Origin of the sequence: Janthinobacterium sp. EB271-G4-7A, from assembly GCF_020858075.1 — a bacterium.
GTDB classification, from domain to species: Bacteria; Pseudomonadota; Gammaproteobacteria; order Burkholderiales; family Burkholderiaceae_D; genus Janthinobacterium; species Janthinobacterium lividum.
Genome location: NZ_JACYMI010000001.1, coordinates 675642 through 693698 on the forward strand (window position 1 = coordinate 675642; position 18057 = coordinate 693698).

16 protein-coding genes are annotated in these 18057 nt (G+C 65.4%); all 16 read left to right on the plus strand.

Going from position 1 to position 18057, the window contains the following annotated elements; translation table 11 throughout:
• Nucleotides 1–12: 12 nt before the first annotated feature.
• The 16 genes from IGS58_RS03145 (at nucleotide 13) to IGS58_RS03220 (ending at nucleotide 18056) form a co-directional block, all read left to right on the plus strand.
• A complete protein-coding gene (locus IGS58_RS03145; RefSeq protein WP_092607987.1) occupies nucleotides 13–972 on the plus strand; it encodes a DUF2157 domain-containing protein in 960 nt (319 codons plus the stop codon).
• The gene (locus tag IGS58_RS03150; RefSeq protein WP_230520640.1) at nucleotides 969–2630 is read left to right on the plus strand and encodes a GDYXXLXY domain-containing protein; all 1662 of its coding nucleotides are present in this window, start codon (nucleotides 969–971) and stop codon (nucleotides 2628–2630) included. The genes IGS58_RS03145 and IGS58_RS03150 overlap by 4 nt, the downstream gene beginning before the upstream one ends.
• A 102-nt stretch (nucleotides 2631–2732) precedes the next feature.
• Nucleotides 2733–3989 carry a metal-dependent hydrolase gene (locus tag IGS58_RS03155; RefSeq protein WP_230520641.1) on the plus strand — a complete coding sequence of 419 codons (1257 nt, stop codon included), beginning with the start codon at nucleotides 2733–2735 and terminating at the stop codon, nucleotides 3987–3989.
• A 107-nt stretch (nucleotides 3990–4096) separates the two neighbouring features.
• A complete protein-coding gene (locus IGS58_RS03160) occupies nucleotides 4097–5848 on the plus strand; it encodes a cation:proton antiporter domain-containing protein (protein WP_099394803.1) in 1752 nt (583 codons plus the stop codon).
• A 92-nt stretch (nucleotides 5849–5940) separates the two neighbouring features.
• Nucleotides 5941–6849: an ion transporter gene (locus tag IGS58_RS03165; protein ID WP_034779933.1), complete on the plus strand. Its 909-nt coding sequence runs from the start codon at nucleotides 5941–5943 to the stop codon at nucleotides 6847–6849.
• A 49-nt stretch (nucleotides 6850–6898) separates the two neighbouring features.
• Entirely contained in the window at nucleotides 6899–7879 is a 981-nt protein-coding gene (locus tag IGS58_RS03170; protein WP_070281491.1) for a 3-oxoacyl-[acyl-carrier-protein] synthase III C-terminal domain-containing protein, read from the plus strand.
• Nucleotides 7880–7889: 10 nt separating this feature from the next.
• On the plus strand, nucleotides 7890–8927 hold the full coding sequence (locus tag IGS58_RS03175; protein WP_230520642.1) for an NAD-dependent epimerase/dehydratase family protein: 1038 nt from the start codon (nucleotides 7890–7892) through the stop codon (nucleotides 8925–8927).
• Nucleotides 8920–9750, plus strand: coding sequence for an MBL fold metallo-hydrolase (locus tag IGS58_RS03180; protein WP_230520643.1), 831 nt, complete (start codon nucleotides 8920–8922; stop codon nucleotides 9748–9750). Before IGS58_RS03175 ends, IGS58_RS03180 begins: the two co-directional genes overlap by 8 nt.
• The gene (locus IGS58_RS03185; RefSeq protein WP_230520644.1) at nucleotides 9747–11051 is read left to right on the plus strand and encodes a F390 synthetase-related protein; all 1305 of its coding nucleotides are present in this window, start codon (nucleotides 9747–9749) and stop codon (nucleotides 11049–11051) included. Before IGS58_RS03180 ends, IGS58_RS03185 begins: the two co-directional genes overlap by 4 nt.
• Nucleotides 11048–11686 (plus strand): phosphatase PAP2 family protein, encoded by a 639-nt coding sequence (locus IGS58_RS03190; RefSeq protein ID WP_230520645.1) that lies wholly within the window; start codon nucleotides 11048–11050, stop codon nucleotides 11684–11686. The genes IGS58_RS03185 and IGS58_RS03190 overlap by 4 nt, the downstream gene beginning before the upstream one ends.
• Entirely contained in the window at nucleotides 11683–12798 is a 1116-nt protein-coding gene (locus IGS58_RS03195; protein WP_230520646.1) for a sterol desaturase family protein, read from the plus strand. Before IGS58_RS03190 ends, IGS58_RS03195 begins: the two co-directional genes overlap by 4 nt.
• A complete protein-coding gene (locus tag IGS58_RS03200; protein WP_230520647.1) occupies nucleotides 12795–13913 on the plus strand; it encodes a fatty acid desaturase family protein in 1119 nt (372 codons plus the stop codon). The genes IGS58_RS03195 and IGS58_RS03200 overlap by 4 nt, the downstream gene beginning before the upstream one ends.
• A 67-nt stretch (nucleotides 13914–13980) precedes the next feature.
• The gene (locus IGS58_RS03205) at nucleotides 13981–14535 is read left to right on the plus strand and encodes a GbsR/MarR family transcriptional regulator (protein WP_070281486.1); all 555 of its coding nucleotides are present in this window, start codon (nucleotides 13981–13983) and stop codon (nucleotides 14533–14535) included.
• The gene (locus IGS58_RS03210) at nucleotides 14532–15173 is read left to right on the plus strand and encodes a DUF4166 domain-containing protein (RefSeq protein WP_230520648.1); all 642 of its coding nucleotides are present in this window, start codon (nucleotides 14532–14534) and stop codon (nucleotides 15171–15173) included. Before IGS58_RS03205 ends, IGS58_RS03210 begins: the two co-directional genes overlap by 4 nt.
• A complete protein-coding gene (locus IGS58_RS03215; protein ID WP_230520649.1) occupies nucleotides 15170–16633 on the plus strand; it encodes a TIGR01777 family oxidoreductase in 1464 nt (487 codons plus the stop codon). Before IGS58_RS03210 ends, IGS58_RS03215 begins: the two co-directional genes overlap by 4 nt.
• A gap of 34 nt (nucleotides 16634–16667) precedes the next feature.
• A complete protein-coding gene (locus IGS58_RS03220; RefSeq protein WP_230520650.1) occupies nucleotides 16668–18056 on the plus strand; it encodes an ethanolamine ammonia-lyase subunit EutB in 1389 nt (462 codons plus the stop codon).
• Nucleotide 18057 lies beyond the last annotated feature (1 nt).

Below are 18057 nucleotides of genomic sequence, written 5' to 3' on the forward strand. Positions count from 1 at the left end.
AGAAAGCAGACGATGGATTTACGCCTCGCCGTGTACCAACTCGCCTCGGACCATGCGCTCGATGCCCTACAAACCCGGCAGTTGCAGGAAGTGGCCGGCTTCCAGCGCGAACCCGCGCGCCTGGCCTACTGGCTGCCGCGCGGCGTGGCCGTGCTGGGCGCCGCACTGCTGGGCATGGGCTTGATCTGCTGGGTCGCCGCCAACTGGGAAGAGCTGGGCCGCATGGGTCGCTTTGCCCTGCTGCAAGGGGTGCTGGCCGCCGCCTGCGTGGGCGCCTTCGCCGTGCCCAAGGCGCGCGTGCCCTTGCTGCTGCTGGCTTTGCTGGCCATCGGCGGCCTGTTTGCGTATTTCGGCCAGACGTACCAGACGGGCGCCGACCCGTGGCAGCTGTTCGCCCTGTGGGCCGTGCTGGCCTTGCCCCTGTGCCTGGTCGCGCGCAGCGACGTGCTGTGGACGCCATGGATGCTGATACTGTCGACGGCTGCCACCCTGTGGATGCAGGCGCAGGCGCGCCACAGCTGGCGCATCGATTCGGCCGATCTGTCCATTTTCGTCAGCGGCTGGCTGGTCGTGCTGCTTGCCTGTGCGTTTGTCTCGCCTCTGCTGGCGCGCTGGACGGGCGCGGGCAGCTGGGCCTTGCGCCTGGGCCTGGTACTGGCCACCATCCTTATCACGGGCACGGGCGTCAGCGCCCTGTTCGGCAATGATATCGAATCGCCGTACTGGGCGGGACTGGGCTTGCTGGCCGTCGCCGGCGTCCTGCTGGCCACCGGCCGGTTCTTTGATGTGTTCGGCCTGAGCGCCGTCGCGCTCGGTATCAACACCTTGCTGGTGGGAGGGCTGACGCACGTGCTATTCAACGGCCATGGCGATGGCGTCGGCGCGCTGGCCATGCTGGGCTTGCTGGCCGCCGTGCTGCTGGCGCTGACCGTGCAGGGCATCCTGTGGCGCACGCGCCGGGAGGCGGCATGAACACTATCCATGGTCAACGAGCCGATGCGCTCGCCACCCTGATCGACGACGCCACGCGCGCCGGCCTGCTGCCGCCCAACGCCACCCGTCCCGTGCAGGATGTACGGCCGTGGCCGCTGGTGCTGATGACGGCCTTCGGCGCCTGGCTGGCCGCCATTCCCCTGATGATTGCGCTGGGCGTGGGCCTGGAAAGCGTCGTGCGCCACGGACCCGGCGCGTATGTCGTCGCCGGCATCGTACTGGTGGCGGCCGTGCTGCTGATCCGCACGCGCGGCGTGGCGCTGTTCGTCGAACAGCTGGCCGTGCCATGCCTGCTGGTGGGGGGCGGCTTGCTCGGTTATGCCCTGTACCGCGACTATTCCACGCAGACGGCGTCGCTGCTGCTGTGCCTCGCATGCCTGGTGGTGGCCGCCGCCTTGCCGCGCGACTGGCTGCGGGTGCTGCTGGGGCTGGTCGCCTGCGGCTTGCTGGGGCTGGGCATCGTAGATAGCACGCGCGACTTTATTTTCGAAAACGACCCCACGCAACTGTATCTGGCCTGGATGCTGGCCCTGGCCCTCTGGCTGGGCGCCCACTGGCTGCAGAAGCAAGCCTTCAACGATGGCCGCGGCGCGTCCGTCGCCGCCTTCCTGGAATCGCTGTCGACGGGGTGGGTCCTGGCAATCTTGCTGGGACTGGTCTTCTGGTCCGGCATGACCTTCATGCTGGGCGGCGCCTTGGGCGGTGGTTTTGCCGGCGAAGTGGCGCGCGAAGTGACCCGGCACCAGGCCGGCGCCTGGTATGTGCAAGCCTTGAATGGTGTGTCGCTCGTGCTGGCCATGGCGGCTGCCGCCTGGACGGGATGGCGCTGGCCGGCGTTGCGCCAGTTGCCCGCCATCGGCGTGGCGCTGGTGCTGGTCGTGCTGTCCTGGTTCATGCCGGCGCTGGGGCCCGTGCTGCTGATCCTCGCGTATTGCCTGACGAGCGGGCGCTCGCGCGTGGCCGTGGCGGCCGCGCTGGCCGCCGCATGGATACTCGGCAGCTTTTATTATCAGCTGGCCTGGCCGCTGGCCAGCAAGGCGGCGTTGCTGGCCGTGGCTGGCGCCGTGCTGTGCGCCCTGTCGTGGCTGGCCATGCGCGGCGCCGTGCTGCACCTGGTGGAAAGCAAACCGGCGGGCGTGGCCACCGAACACCGCGCCGCGCGCCTGGGCGTGCTGGGCGGCTTGCTGCTGGTGTTGCTGGTCGCTAATGGCGGCATCTGGCAAAAAGAGCAGCTGATTGCCAAAGGACAAGCGATCTTCGTGGCGCTGGAGCCCGTCGATCCCCGCTCGCTGATGCAGGGCGACTACATGCGCCTCAATTTCGTCAACCTTGGCGTCTTGAGCACGCTGGCCAGCGTGGACCGGGCGCCTGGCCGGCCCCTCGTCGTGGCCACGCGCGATGCGCGCGGCGTGGCGGAACTGCTGCGCCCGTACACCAGGGAAGCCCTTGCGCCCGGCGAATTCCTGCTCGAGCTGACGCCGAAGGATGGGAACTGGGTGCTGGTCAGCGATGCCTGGTTCTTCAAGGAAGGCGAGGCGGCGCGCTGGGAAAAAGCCCGTTATGGCGAGTTCCGCGTGATGCCGGACGGGCGCGCCTTGCTGGTGGGCATGCGTGGGGAAGATTTACAGGCGCTGTAGCCGCTTGATTGAACAAACCCAATGACAGAATCCGGGGTCGTACCCTGAGGGTACGACCCCAGCCTTTGCTCTTGGGGTGGCCGTATCCTGTAAAATTGCCCGATGGATAATATTACGCATTCGGTCATCGGCCTCGGGGTCGGCGAACTGGTACACCGCAGCCTGCCGCCCGAGCCGCAGGCCCCCGCCCAGCGCACCCGGCGCGCGCTGTTTCTCTTTACGGCCTGGTTTGCCAGCAACGCGCCGGACCTGGACCTGGTGCTGACCAAGCTGCTGCCGCGCCCGTTCGGCTACATGCTGCACCACCGGGGCCACACGCATACCTTGCTGCTGGCCTTGCCCCAGGCGCTGCTGTTGCTGGCCCTGTTGTGGCTGCTATGGCCCGGTGCGCGCCGGTTGCTGAAAAGCAGCGTGCCCGCCCGCATCGGCCTGGCGGCTTGCCTGTTGCTGGGATTCTGCTTGCACATGGGCATGGATTTCCTCAATTCCTATGGCTTGCACCCGTTTTACCCGTTTGACAGCCGCTGGCTGTATGGCGACATGGTCTTCATTGTCGAGCCCATGTTCTGGGTACTGCTGGGCGTGCCCGTGATCATGTCCTTGCACTACGGCATCGTCAAAAGCGTGCTGCTGGCGGGACTGGCGGCGGCCTTGTGTTTCTTCACCTATAAAACCTACCTGGCGCCCGCTTCGCTGGCCATGCTGCTGGGGCTGGGCGTGATCCTGGCCGTGCTGCAAGGCCGGGCCGGCGAGCGGGGACGCGGACCGTTGCTGCTGGCCTTCGCGCTGGCCGCCACGTTCATCGGCACGCAGGGCGTGGCCTCGGCCCTCGGCCGCGCGCGCATCGAGGCGGCCGTGCAGCGCCTGGACCCTGGCACGCGCGTGTGGGATGTGGCGATGACGGCGTTTCCCAGCAACCCGCTGTGCTGGATCTATGTCTCGCTCGACAGCAAAACGGACGCCAAGGCGGACGCGTACACCTTGCGGCGCGGCACGCTGAGCCTGCTGCCGGAGTCGCTGGCGCCCGCCGCCTGCCCGGCGGGACTGGCCGAGACGGGCAAGCGGGGACAGCAACTGGCGCCCGGCATCGCCGTGTCCGCGCAAGCGGCGGGCAGCCTGGCCACCTTGCGCGCTTTGCAGGAAGACAATTGCTATGTCGACGCCTGGTTCCGCTTTGCCCGCATGCCCAGGTTGAACGCGGACAAGCTGACGGACGTGCGCTTCAATCCCGGCATGTTGCCGAATTTCACCACGGTCGAATTGCAGCAGTTCCGTGGCCGGCCATGCCCTGCCTACGTGCCGGGCTGGGACCGCCCCCGTGCCGACATGCTGGCGTTGCCGCAAGCGGATGGCAAGTAGCGGTTATGTTGCCTTGTGGAAAAAATATCGCGGATGCGCCTGCTGTGCCCTTGCTCAGCATGCGACAATTGTAAATTCAGCATGAATGCCATTCAATTAGGATTATCTTGGAAGAGCAACACGCCTTACCGTATCTGCGGGAAACCCTGCTGTTTCTCGCCCTGGCCGGGATTTTTATTCCGCTATTGCAACGCCTGAAGGTCAACCAGGTCCTCGGCTTCCTGGCCGTCGGCGCCCTGTTTGGCCCGTTTGGCTTCGGCCTGTGGGCCGGCGAGTTCACGTGGCTGACGTATTTCTCGTTTGTCCGCGCCGAGCAGGTCAGCGGCCTGGCCGAGCTGGGCGTGATGTTTTTGATGTTCATGATCGGCCTGGAACTGTCGACGGAACGGCTGTGGGCGCTCCGGCGCTGGGTATTTGGCGCGGGCGTGGGGCAAGTGGCGGTCAGCGCCTGCCTGATCGGCGGCGTGGCGTATTACTTTGGCCTGTCGCTGGAAGCGTCCATCGTGCTGGGCCTGGTGCTGTCGCTGTCGTCGACGGCCGTGGTGATGCAGTTGCTGACCGACCAGCGCTCGCTGCAGACGCCGGCCGGCCAGGCGGGGTTTTCCATTTTGATGTTCCAGGATCTGATGGTGGTGCCGCTGTTCATCCTGATCGACGTGTTCGCCAGCGGGCGCAGCGACGACCTGGCGTATCTGCTCAGCTTTGCGGCCGTGAAATCGGCCGGCGCCATCCTGCTGATCTATCTGCTGGGCCGCCGCGTCATCCGTCCGCTGTTCCAGTTTTTCGTCAAGAAACGCCAGCCCGACGTGTTCATGGCCTTGACCCTGCTCAGCACCCTGGGCATCGCGGGATTGACCTATCTGGCGGGCTTGTCGATGGCGCTGGGCGCCTTGCTGGCCGGCCTGCTGCTGGCGGAAACGGAATTTCGCCACGAAGTGGAAGTGACGATCGAGCCCTTCAAAGGCTTGCTGATGGGCTTGTTCTTCATGTCCGTGGGCATGCAGATCGACGTGCGCGAAATCCTCAAGTCGCCGGTGTTGATTCCCTTGGCCGTGCTGAGCCTGTTTGCCTTGAAAACCCTCGTCATCAGCGTGATTTTCCGCATCGGCGGCTTTCACTGGGGGCGCGCCGTGGAAACGGGCGTGCTGCTGGGCCAGGGCGGCGAATTCGCCTTCATCGTCGTCGCGTATGCGCTCGGTACCAAGCTGATCGGACCGCAGGTGGCGCAGTTCGTCATGCTGGTGGTGGGCCTGAGCCTGTTCGCCACGCCGGCGCTGGCCAAGGCGGCGCGCGCTTTCGGCAACTGGTGGGAACAGCGCCACCACCATCAGCTGGCCGACCTGGCGCACGGCGCGCTGCCGCCGCAGGGCAACACCGTCATCATCGCCGGCTTCGGCCGGGTGGGGCAGTTGCTGGCCAAGGTGCTGACGGAGCAGGATATCGCGTATGTGGCGATTGAAAACGATGCCCGCCTGGTGACGACCCTGCATCCGCGCGGTTTCCCCGTGTATTTCGGCGATGCGTCGCGCGCGGAACTGTTGCAAAAGGTCAATGCGGACCGGGCCGCCGCCGTGGTGCTGACCATGGACCATGCGGCGTCCGTGCTGCATGCCGTGAAATCGATCCGCCGCGAATATCCGCAGCTGCCCGTGTATGCGCGGGCCCGCGACGAGGCGCATGCCGTGGCCCTGATACAGGCGGGCGCTACCCTGGTCGTGCCCGAGGCGCTGGAATCGGCGCTGCAGCTGACGGCCACCGTGCTGCACACGGTGGGCATCTCGGAAGCGCGCACGACGGACATCGTCCAGGCCGAGCGCGACCGGCGCAATGCCGTGCTGCTGGCGAAAAAGTTGTCGTAGTGTTGTTGTAGTGAAACCTGTAGCCCAACCGTGCGTGTCGCCGTGCTTTGTAAATTATCTATACAATAATAGTATATGAGCACACTACCCACATGAAAGCCGCGACGAAGAGCGGCGCGGCGCCCCTGACGCCGCAGCAACTGGCTGCGCAGGAAACGCAGCAGAAATATGGCAAGCCCGAGCGGGGCTGGCGCGAGCAGGTGTACACCGTCATTTTCGAGGCGGAAACGCGCACGGGCCGCGCCTTCGACCTGCTGCTGATCGCCGCCATCCTGATCAGCGTGACGGTGGTCGTGCTCAGCAGTGTCGCCTCCGTGGCCGAGCGCTATGGCACCTGGCTGACGGCGCTGGAATGGTTTTTCACCATTTTATTTACCATCGAGTATTTCGCCCGCCTGTCCTGCCTGCAGCATCCTGTGCGCTACGCCAAGAGTTTTTTCGGCATTATCGACTTGCTGGCCATCGTGCCGACCTACATCGGCTTGCTGCTGCCGGGCGCGCACGTGCTGATCGACGTGCGCATTTTGCGCCTGCTGCGCATGTTCCGTATCCTCAAGCTCACGTCGTATGTGCATGAATACACGGTGCTGGGGCGGGCCTTGCTGGCCAGCCGGCGCAAGATTCTCATTTTCTTGTCTTTTGTCATGATGGTGGTCTTTCTGCTGGGTACTGTGATGTACGTCGTGGAAGGACCGGAAAACGGTTTCAGCAGTATCCCCACGTCGATATACTGGGCCATCAGCACCATGACCACGGTCGGTTTCGGCGATATCACGCCGCGCACCGACATCGGGCGCACCATCGCTTCGCTGATGATGTTGCTCGGCTGGGGCATCCTGGCAGTGCCTACCGGCATTATCAGCGCGGAAATGACGGTACAGCGCAGTTCCAAGCTGGTGACCACGCGTACCTGCCCCACGTGCCTGAAAGAAGGGCTCGATGACGATGCCAATTTCTGCAAGAACTGTGGCGTCGATTTGCCGCCGCTGGCACGCGATTAGCGCATAGACCATACATCAACCGTATTTACTTTACTTTGTTAAGGCCAACATGATTCCAGTTCGCCTGATCGCGACGGGCAAGGCCGTGCCGTCGCATAGCGTGACTTCCGCAAGCCTGGACCTGACATTGGGCCATCCAGCCGGCTACACCCTGCGCAAGAGCGGCGTGCTGTCGCGCTTTGTCGCCGCGCCCGATGAGTCGCAAAGCCAGCTGGGCGCCGCCGCCCTGCTCGACGCGCTGAAGAACGCCAGCCTGCGTCCGGCCGACATCGATCTGCTGATCTGCGCCAACGGCGTGCCCGAGCAAGCGTTGCCGAATACGGCCTGCTTCGTGGCCGAACATGCGGGATTGCCGCCAGGCACGCAAAGCTTCGACGTCAACGCCAGCTGCCTCAGTTTCATGGCCGCCTTCCGCGTGGCCGCCTCCATGCTGGCGGGGAGCGCCTACCGGCGCATCGCCATCGTCTCTTCCGACCTCGCCTCGCGCGGCGTCGACTGGAGCGAGCCGGAAGCGTCGATGATCTTTGGCGACGGCGCCGCCGCCGTCATCGTCGAGCGGGGCGATGGCAGCGCCGGCATCCGCGCCTACAAGATGGGCACGTATCCGGAAGGGCGGCGCTACTGTGAAATCCGCGGCGGCGGCACCGAGCGCAACCCGCGCAATGGCTGCGAACCGGGCGATTATCTGTTCCGCATGGATGGCAAGGCCGTGTTCCGCCTGGCAGTCAAGGTGATGCCGGATTTCCTGGCGGAACTAATGCTGGAATCGGGCGCGGGACTGGAAAGAGTCGACGTGGTCGTGCCGCACCAGGCCAGCCCATTGGGGCTCGCGCATGCGGCGCGCATCCTTGACGTTCCCGATGCTAAAATCATCAAGATCTTTGAAACGCACGGCAACCAGGTGGCCGCGTCCTTGCCTACCGCCCTGCACGAGGCGGTAATGACGGGGCGGGCCGTGGCAGGCCAGCGTTTGCTGATGATGGGCACGGCCGCGGGCCTGACCATCGGCGGCATGATTCTTGACCTGTGAAGGTGGTGTGATGAGGCGGATACTGGTCACGGGAGCGACGGGCGGGCTGGGGCGCAATGCCGTGCGCACCCTGCTGGCGCAGGGCGTGGAAGTGCGCGCCACGGGCCGCAACGCCGCCGTGGGCCGCGAACTCGAACGCATGGGCGCGCAATTCGTGGCGCTTGATCTGGCGCAGGCATCGCCGCGCCAGGTCGATGAGCTGGTGCGCGGCATGGACACCGTCTGGCACTGCGCCGCGCTGTCGTCGCCATGGGGCCCCGAGCGCGATTTCATCGCCGCCAACGTCACGGCCACGGCCCAGCTGCTGCGCGCGGCCGCCAGCCTGCACGTGGCGCGCTTCGTGCACATCTCCACGCCGGCCATCTATTTCGATTATCGCAACCGCTACGACGTGCCGGAAACCTTCCGCCCCGACGCCTTCGTCAACGCCTACGCGCGCAGCAAGGCGATGGCGGAAAAACTGGTGCAGGATTGCGTCGACCGCCACCGCGGCATGACGTGCGTGATCCTGCGCCCGCGCGCCATCTTCGGCCCGCACGACCAGGTGCTGATTCCGCGCCTGGCGAGGGTGCTGGAACAGCGCGGCGGCAAGCTGCCGCTGCCCAATGGCGGCGCGGCCACCATCGACATCACCTATGTCGACAATGTCGTGCATGCGATGTGGCTGGCCACCGTGCACAAGACCATCGCTTCCGGCGCCGCCTTCAACATCACGAATGGCGAGCCGGCGCGCCTGTGCGACATTTTGCGCACCCTGTTCTGCGACCATCTGCAGCAGCCGTTCGAGATCGTCAGCGTGCCGTACCGCGTGCTGGCGCTGGTGGCGCGCCTGATGCAGTTCGCCTCGCGCTTCACGCGCCGCGAACCGGCGCTCACGCCCTACAGCATCGGCGCGCTCAGCTTCGACATGACGCTCGACAGCGCCAAGGCGCGCAAGGTGCTCGGCTACCGTCCCATCGTCAGCCTGCAGGAAGGCATCGCCCTGACGGCGCAGTGGATGCGCCAGGAAGCGGCGGCGCACAAGGTGGGCAAGGAGCGCAATGGCTAGCATCACCGCGTTTCGCGTCGGCCACTGCACCCATCCGTCCTGCATGGTCTTGAAAGGCAGCGGGCTGGCCAGCCGCTGCTTCCCCTCGCGCGCCTACCTGATAGCGACGCGCGCGGGCCTGTACCTGTGGGACACGGGTTACGCCGAGCACTTCCGCGCCGCCACGTCGAAGGGCGTGTACCGCATGTATGCGTGGGTGACGCCGATTTCTTTCGATGAGAGTGAATCGTTGCAGGGCCAGTTGCGCGCGCATGGCGTGGCGCCCGGCGATATCCATACCTTGCTGCTGTCGCACTTCCACGCCGACCATATCGCGGGCCTGCGCGACTTTCCCCGCGCGCGGCTGATGGCCTCCAAAACGGGCTGGGACGCCGTGCGCGGCCTGTCCGGCGTGGCCGCCGTGCGCCAGGCCTTCGTGCCCGAGCTGCTGCCAAACGATATAGCCGACCGCCTGGATTTCGTGGAAAGCGTGCCCGAGACGGCCTTGCCGGCCGCCCTGCTGCCATTCACGCACGGGCGCGACGTCAGCGGCACGGGCGAAATCTACATCGTCGACCTGCCCGGCCACGCCATCGGCCATCTGGGCGCCTTCGTGCTGCAGGAGAGCGGCTGGACCCTGCTGGCGTCCGACGCGGCCTGGGTGCCGGAAAGTTTTCAGCAGCTGCGCGGACCGTCCGAACTGTCGTTTATCATCCAGCACAAGCGCGCGCCGTATTACGCCACCCTGAACCGGCTGCACCAGTTGCACCAGTCGGGCAATGCCCAGATCCGCATCACGCATGAAGACACGGCGGACTATGTTCCTGTGGCGGGCCGCCCGTGAAGCGTCTCTTCTGGCTGTTGCTGTCGTACTGGCGTACGCGCCGCCTGCGCTTTGCGGACCGCGCGCAGCTGCACGCATACCAGCAACGGCAACTGGCCCGTTTCATTGCGGTGCTGTGCGCGCGCAGCCCTTATTTCGCCCCGTACCGAGATCTGCCGCTGGCGCAGTGGCCGACGATGAACAAGGCGCTGATGCTCGAGCATTTCGACGCCATGAATACGCAAGGGGTGACTTTGGCGCAAGCGATGGCGGCAGCCATGGCGGCCGAGCAGAGCCGCGACTTTACGCCGGCCGTCGGCGACATCACGGTAGGCCTGTCGTCCGGTACCTCGTCGCGGCGCGCCGTGTTTACCGTCAGCCCCCGCGAAAAGGCCCAATGGGCGGGCGTGATGCTGGCCAAGGCGCTGCCCGATGGCCTGTTTTCCGGCGAACGGGTCGCCTTGTTCCTGCGCGCGAACAGCAATCTGTACACGGCCGTGCGCTCGCCGTGGCTGACCTTTGCCTTCTACGATTTGTTCGAACCGTTCGACAGCCTGTGCGGGCAGCTGGCACAGTATCAACCAACGGTCATCGTCGCGCCGGCCCAGGTGCTGCGCCAGCTGGCCTTGCGCGTCATCGATGGCAGCCTGGCGCTGGCGCCGAAAAAAGTCATCTCGGTGGCCGAAGTGCTGGAAGCGCAGGACCGCGCGCTGATCGTGCAGGCGTTTGGCGCCGTGCATGAAATCTACCAGGCCACCGAGGGTTTCCTCGCCAGCAGCTGCGAGCACGGCGTGCTGCACCTGAACGAAGAGTACGTGCATATCGAGCCGCAGTGGCTGGACGCTGAACAGAGGCGCTTTGTGCCCGTGATTACGGACTTCACGCGTATCACGCAGCCCATCGTGCGCTACCGCCTGGACGACATCCTGATCGCGCGCGCCACGCCATGCCCGTGCGGCCGCGCCACGCGCGCCATCGATGGCATCGAAGGGCGCTGCGACGACATGCTGTTCTTGCCATCTTTGCCATCGGCGAACGGCGGTGCACCCGTCGCGGTGTTTGCCGACGTGCTGACGCGGGCCTTTGCGCAAGCCTTGCCGCCCGACGCCGATTACCGCCTGGTGCAGTCGGGCGACGCATCCCTGCAATTGCATGCAGCGCTCGACGAGGCAGGCCTGGCCGCCCTGCGCGATCACCTGGCAACGGTGCTGCGCGGCCTGGGCGTGGCCGTCGACGGCCTGTCCTGGACGACGAGCGCTGAACTGCCTCCTTTTGATCCCACCATGAAACGGCGCCGCATCCGGCGCCTTGCGACCGCATGAACCTTTCTTCCATGACCGTACGCGGCCGCCTGCTGCATTTGCTGGCCGGCTGGGGCAGCGTCGGCCTCGTGTATTTTTCCAGCGACCTGCTGCAAGGGCAGGGCGTGCTGCTGCCGGAAACGGCCATCGATCGCGCCATTCCCTATACGGACGCTGCCATCTGGCTGTACCTGTCCTTCTTCATCCTGATCCCCTACGCCTACCTGGCGGCCGATGCGGCGCGGGTGCGCTGGCTGGCGCGCGCCATGGCGCTTTCCGCCGTCATGTGCGGCGTGGTGTTCCTGCTGTATCCGACCACGCTCGCGTATCCGCCCGTCGGTGCAGGCAATGCCTGGAGCACGCAGGCGCTGCGCATGCTGCAGGCGGCGGATTCCACGCAAAACTGCCTGCCGTCGCTGCACGGCGCCCTGACCCTGCTGTGCGTGTGGGCCTTGTGCGACAAGCGCCACCTGCTGCGCTCCGCGCTGGCCGTGGCGCTGGGCCTGGCCATCTGCTACGCCATCATCGCGCTGCGCCGGCACGTGAGCATCGACCTGGCCGCCGGCCTGGCCGTTGGCATCGCCGGCGGCATGCTGGCCAAAATGCAGGTATCCTTGGCTGCCCGCCGCGCCGTTTCCATGAAAACCGCACCATGATGAATCCATTTGCCCTGTCGTTTTTGATCATGCTGGCCTTCGTGCTGGCCGAACTGCTGATCCTGAAATGGGTACGCAAGACGCCCGTGCCATGGAAGGACGTGATCTTCAACCTCAATTCCGGCCATATCCTGATGTGGGTGTTCCGCGGCGTGGAAGTGGCGGCCTTCGCCCTGCTGCTGCGCCATGTGAACCTGCACATCGTCGACCAGTGGCCCGTGGCGGCGCAGTGGATCTTCGCTTTTTTTGCCTGGGATTTGTGCTTTTACTGGATGCACCGGCTGCATCATAAAATCCCTTTGCTGTGGGCCGTGCACGTGGTGCACCACCAGGGCGAGCATTTCAACCTGTCGCTGGGGGTGCGCAATTCCTGGTATTCGTCGCTGACGAATTTCCCCTTCATCGCCATCCTGGCCGTGCTGGGCGTGCCGCTGGAAATCTTCCTTGTCGTTTCGTCCCTGCATTACACGGTGCAGTTCTATAACCACAATGCGCTGGTGAACAAGTCTGGCATTCTCGACAAATTCATGGTCACGCCGTCGCACCACCGCGTGCACCACGGCACGGATAAACGCTATATCAACCGCAATTTCGGCGGCACCCTGCTGCTGTGGGACAGGCTGTTCGGCAGTTTCCAGGCCGAACTCGAGGGCGTGGAAATGCGCTATGGCGTGAAGGGCATGACGCCCACGCATAACCCGCTGCTGGCCAGCAATGGCAAACTGTTCACATGGCTGCGCGCGCGCTTTCCCCACTGGCAGTCGCGCGGCACTTTCCACGTGCCCGAGCTGTTCATCGGCATCGGCGGCGTGATCCTGTTTGGCCTGGTGATCTATTACGTCAATCACGAAGCGGTGCTGGCCGGCGCGCAGCAGGTCATCCTGTTTGCGCTGATCTTTGGCGGCACCCTGGCGTTGGGCGGCCTGTCGGATGCGCGCCGCTGGGGCGCCATCGCCTGGGTGGCCATCGCCGTGGCCATGCCGGCCCTGTATCTGGGCTGGTATGGCGCGCGCGATGCGTGGGGCATGGTCTTCCTGGCCGCGCTGCTGGCGCATGGACTCGATGGCGCGCGCCGCCTGTGGTGGCCGGCAGCGGCCGGGACGCGCGCGTGACGCAGCCTGTACCTTCGCTGCCGCCGCTGCGCTTCCAGCCCGCCCGCGATTCCGCCTTCCGCCGCGAATTGCGCGCGCGCGCCGACGCCTACCTGGCGGACAAAGGAAAACACCGCTTCGGCGATTGGCGCCTGCATGTAAAAACCGTGTTCCTGGCCGCGCTGACGGTGGGGCTGTATGCGCTGGCCTTGAACGCCGGCAGCACCTGGCCGTTTGTCGCCAGCTATGTGGCTTGCCTGGTCGCGGCCATGGCGCTGGCCATGAATACCCTGCACGACGCGGCCCACAGCGCCATCTTCCGCCAGGGAGCCTGGAACCGCGTGCTGATCCGCCTGGTGGGCTTGCCCGTGGGCGTGGATACGGATTTCTGGACCATCCGCCACGTGCATTTCCATCACACGTATGCCAACGTGGAGGGCTATGACCTCGACACGGAACCGAATCCGTTTTTGCGCCAGACGCCGTTCCAACGCTGGTCGCCGCAGTACCGCTATCAATACCTGTACTGGCCCGTGGTGGCGGCCCTGTCGCTGCCTTATTTGAACTGGTATGGCGACTGGCTGGACCGCTTCGGCAAGACGCCCGTGGCCGCGCACAGCCGGCTGCAGGGCTGGCGCGGTTGGCTGTCGTTCCTGGGCTGGAAGCTGGGCCATGTGGCGCTGGTGCTGGCGCTGCCCATGTGGGTGCTGCAGCAGCACGGCATCGGCTGGGGCGTGGTGCTGGGTGCGTATTTCGTGGGCCAGATGATCGCCTCGTGCGCGCTGGTGGCGCTGATCCTCGGCACGCACTGGGCCGAAGTCGAGTTTTTCCAGCCGGGGCAGGACGGCACCCTGCCGCACGACTGGTACCAGCACACGTTTTATACGGCTTGCGACTGGACGCCGAGGCCGCGCGCCCTGCGCTGGCTCGGCTACTGGCTGGGCGGCTTGAACCTGCACCTGACGCACCATTTGTTCCCCACCTGGAACCACCGCCATTACCCGGCGCTGGCGCGCATCCTGGCCGAACTGGCGCCGCGCCACGGCCTCGTGTACCGCGAACTCGGTTACGGCCAGCTGCACGCCTCGCAGCAGCAATTCCTGCGCGCCATGGGCCAGCCACCGGCAAAGCCCTGACGAATCGCGCTTGACTCGGTTTCCGTTTCGTCTTAAATTTCTGTAACGACAGAAATTAGAGAAAGCAATGGAACTGAGTCCAACTACGCAAAAGTACATTCTCCATTGGGGCGAGATGGGTACCCGCTGGGGCGTCAACCGCACGGTGGCGCAAATCCACGCGCTGCTGTTCCTGGCGAATGAACCGCTGACGGCGGAAGACATCGCGGCCAGCCTGAACGTGGCCAGGTCCAACGTCAGCAACAGCCTGAAGGAATTGCAAAGCTGGGGCCTGGCGCGCATCACGCATGTGATGGGGGACCGGCGCGACCATTTCGTCGCCTTGCAGGATGTGTGGGAAATCTTCCGCGTCATCATGGAAGAGCGCAAGCGGCGCGAGATCGATCCCACCCTGACGGTGCTGCGCGAGTGCGCGATCGAGGGCGAGCACGATGCGGCTATTCCACCGGCTACTTTGGAACGCATGGGCGAAGTGCTGGCGTTTTTGGAGATGCTCAGCAGCACCTACAGCGATTATAAAAACCTGCCGCCCGCCACCCTGCAGCGCATGCTGTCGATGGGCGGTAAGGTGGCCAAGTTCCTTAGCCCGGAAGACAAACCGGGCAAGCGTGGCAAATCATGAACGGCCCCTCGGAAGGAGAGCTGTTCAAGAAGGTGATGGGCGCACAGTGGCTGACCCTGCACCCGGATATCCGCCGCCGCTTTGAGAAAAATCCCGCGCCGGGCCAGCCCCTGTATTACCGGGGCGAACTCAGTGAACTCACCAGCTCGCGCCTGGGCAAGGTGCTGGGCTGGCTCACGCGCCCGTTCATCGATGGCGCTTTGATCCCGTACGACGACCACGGCTTCCCCGTGGATATCGAAGTCTATTCGCGCCCCGGCTGCCCCTACATCTTCAAGCAGCGCACCTACCGCCTGCATGGCCGCGTGCCCATCCGCTTCACGTCCTATATGGCCGAAAGCGAGAAAGGCGAAGTGCTCGAATACGTGGGCATGGGCCTGGGCATGAAGCTGCTGCTCCACGTCGAGGATGGCAACCTGCACTTCACCAGCGATGGCTATTTTTGGGATATTTTCGGCTGGCGCATGCCGCTGCCCGGCGTGCTCACGCCCGGCAAGACCTATCTGTGCCACCGCAATGACACGCCGCAGCAGTTCAATATCCGCATCGAGATCCGCCACGCCCTGTTCGGCACCACGTTTACGCAAGTGGGCGTGTTCCGCGAGTCCGCCGCGCCGGAAATGAAGGAAACACCATGAATACGCATCTGCTGGCCCTGCAACTGATGGCGGCGCAAGGCTGCCTGGGCGCCTTCGACACCATCTATCACCATGAAATCACGGAGGCGCTGCCGCAAAAGGCATCGGCGCGCCTCGAATTGAGCATCCATGCGACGCGCGCCCTGATCTACAGCCTGCTGTTCGTGGGCCTGGCCGCCTGGGAGTGGCATGGCGCCTGGGCCTGGGTGCTGGTGATCGTCTTTGGCGTGGAAATCGTGCTGACCCTGTGGGATTTCGTGGTGGAAGACCAGACCCGCCTCTTGCCGGCCACGGAGCGGGTCACGCATACGGTGCTGGCGATCAATGCGGGCGCCTTCATCGCCCTGCTGGCCCTGAACAGCAGCGAGTGGGCCAGCTTGCCGACGGCACTCGTGTGGCAGCCGTATGGCTGGCTCAGCGTCTTCCTGGCCCTGTGCGGCGTGGGCGTGGGCCTGTCCGGCCTGCGCGATGCGTATGCCGTGTGGCGGCTGGGACGGCGCAAGGTGCAGGAGACGGCAGAGCAGGAGGAGCGCCTGAGCTTTGCCGCCGCGCCGCAGTCCGTGCTGGTGACGGGCGCCACGGGTTTCATCGGCCAGCAGTTGGTCAGCGCCCTGCTGGCCGACGGCCATGCGGTGACGGTGCTGACGCGCCAGCCCAAGCAGGCTGCATGGACATTTAATGGCCAGGTGCGCTGCATCCAGGCGCTGGACGAATTGCCGGATGCGCAGCGCATCGACATGGTCGTCAACCTTGCCGGCGCGCGCATCGTCGGGAAGCGCTGGACGGACGCGCGCAAAGCCACTTTGCGCCGCAGCCGCGTGGCGCTGACGCAGGCCCTGGTGGCGTGGATCGCCCGCGCGCAGCATAAGCCACGGGTGCTGCTGTCGGCGTCGGCCATCGGCTATTACGGCGTGCAGCCGCAGGGCGATGCGACGCAGCTCGATGAAGACAGCGCGCCGCAAGCCATCTTCATGTCGCAGCTGTGCCAGGAATGGGAAGCGGCCGCGCGCCAGGCAGAGCGCTATGGCGTACAGGTGGGCTGCATGCGCTTCGGCCTCGTCTTCGGCCACCAGGGTTCGCTGCCGCAGATGCTGCTGCCGATCCGCTTCGGCGTGGGCGGCCCCCTCGGCAGCGGCAAGCAGTGGGTCACGTGGGTACATGTGCGCGACGTGATCCGCGGCATCGCTCATCTGGCGCGCCGCAGTGAGCAGGGCATGGTGAGCGGCGCGTATAACTTCTGCGCGCCGGAAGCCATCGAGCAGCGCCGCTTCGCCCAGGTGGCGGGCGCCGTGCTGCACCGGCCCAGCGTCATGCCCACGCCGGCCTTCGTCATGCGCGCCTTGCTGGGCGAGCAGGCCGACTTGCTGGTGGAAGGCCAGCGGGTGGCGCCGCGCCGCCTGCTGGCCGAGGGATTTGCCTTCCGCTATCCGCAGCTGGAAGGGGCGCTGCGCAGTTTATAAGATGGCGTAAGATGGGGATTGGAGGAACCGAACCATGCCCCGCTTCAGCCATACGATAGACAGCCAGGTTTACCAGTTCGCCAGCCTGAAGGCGCTGCTGGCGAAGGCCACGCCGCCCCGTTCGGGCGATGTGCTGGCCGGCGTGGCGGCAGCCAGCGCGCGCGAGCGGGTGGCGGCGCAGCTGGCGCTGGCGGACGTGCCGCTGTCGCTGTTTCTCAACGAGGCGCTGGTGTCGTATGAAGACGATGAAGTCACGCGCCTGATTATCGACACCCACGAGCGCGCCGCGTTTGCGCCGATTTCCCACCTGTGCGTGGGCGATTTTCGCGACTGGCTGCTCGACGACGCGACGGATACGCAAACGCTGTCCCACGTCGCCGCCGGCATCACGCCGGAAATGGCGGCAGCCGTCTCAAAAATCATGCGCCTGCAGGACCTGGTGCTCGTGGCCCGCAAGTGCAAAGTCGTCACGGCCTTTCGCAATACCCTGGGCCTGGCGGGTCGGCTATCCACGCGCTTGCAGCCGAATCATCCGACGGACGATGCCACGGGCATTGCCGCCGCCATCCTTGATGGCCTGCTGCTGGGCAGCGGCGACGCCGTGATCGGCATCAACCCCGCCACCGACAATGTGGCGCAAGTGGTGTCATTGCTGCAGCTGCTCGACGCCGTCATCGGCCAGTATCAGATTCCTACCCAGTCGTGCGTGCTCACGCACATCACCAATACGCTCGAAGCGATCCGCCGCGGCGCTCCCGTCGACTTGGTATTCCAGTCGGTGGCGGGCACGCAGGCGGCCAACCGCAGCTTCGGCATCGACTTGTCCCTGCTGGCCGAGGGGCAGGCGGCGGCCCTGTCGCTGGGGCGCGGTACGACGGGCAACAACGTCATGTATTTCGAGACGGGGCAGGGCAGCGCTCTGTCGGCCGGCGCGCACCACGGCATGGACCAGCAAACGTGCGAAGCGCGCGCGTATGCGGTGGCGCGCGCCTATCAGCCGCTGCTGGTCAATTCGGTGGTGGGCTTCATCGGCCCCGAATATCTGTACGACGGCAAGCAGATCATGCGCGCGGGGCTGGAAGACCATTTCTGCGCCAAGCTGCTGGGACTGCCCATGGGCTGCGACGTGTGCTACACCAACCATGCGGAAGCGGACCAGGACGACATGGATGCCTTGCTGACCATGCTGGGCGTGGCTGGCTGCAATTTCATCATGGGCGTGCCGGGCGCGGACGACATCATGCTCGGCTACCAGAGCACCTCGTTCCACGACGCCCTGTATGCGCGCCGGGTGCTGGGCTTGCGTCCCGCGCCGGAATTCGAAGCCTGGCTGGCACGCATGCGGATCACGGATGCGCAGGGTCGCCTGAATACGGCGCTGGCGCCCGCCTTCCAGGCGGCCCTGCTGCGCCTGGACACCTAGG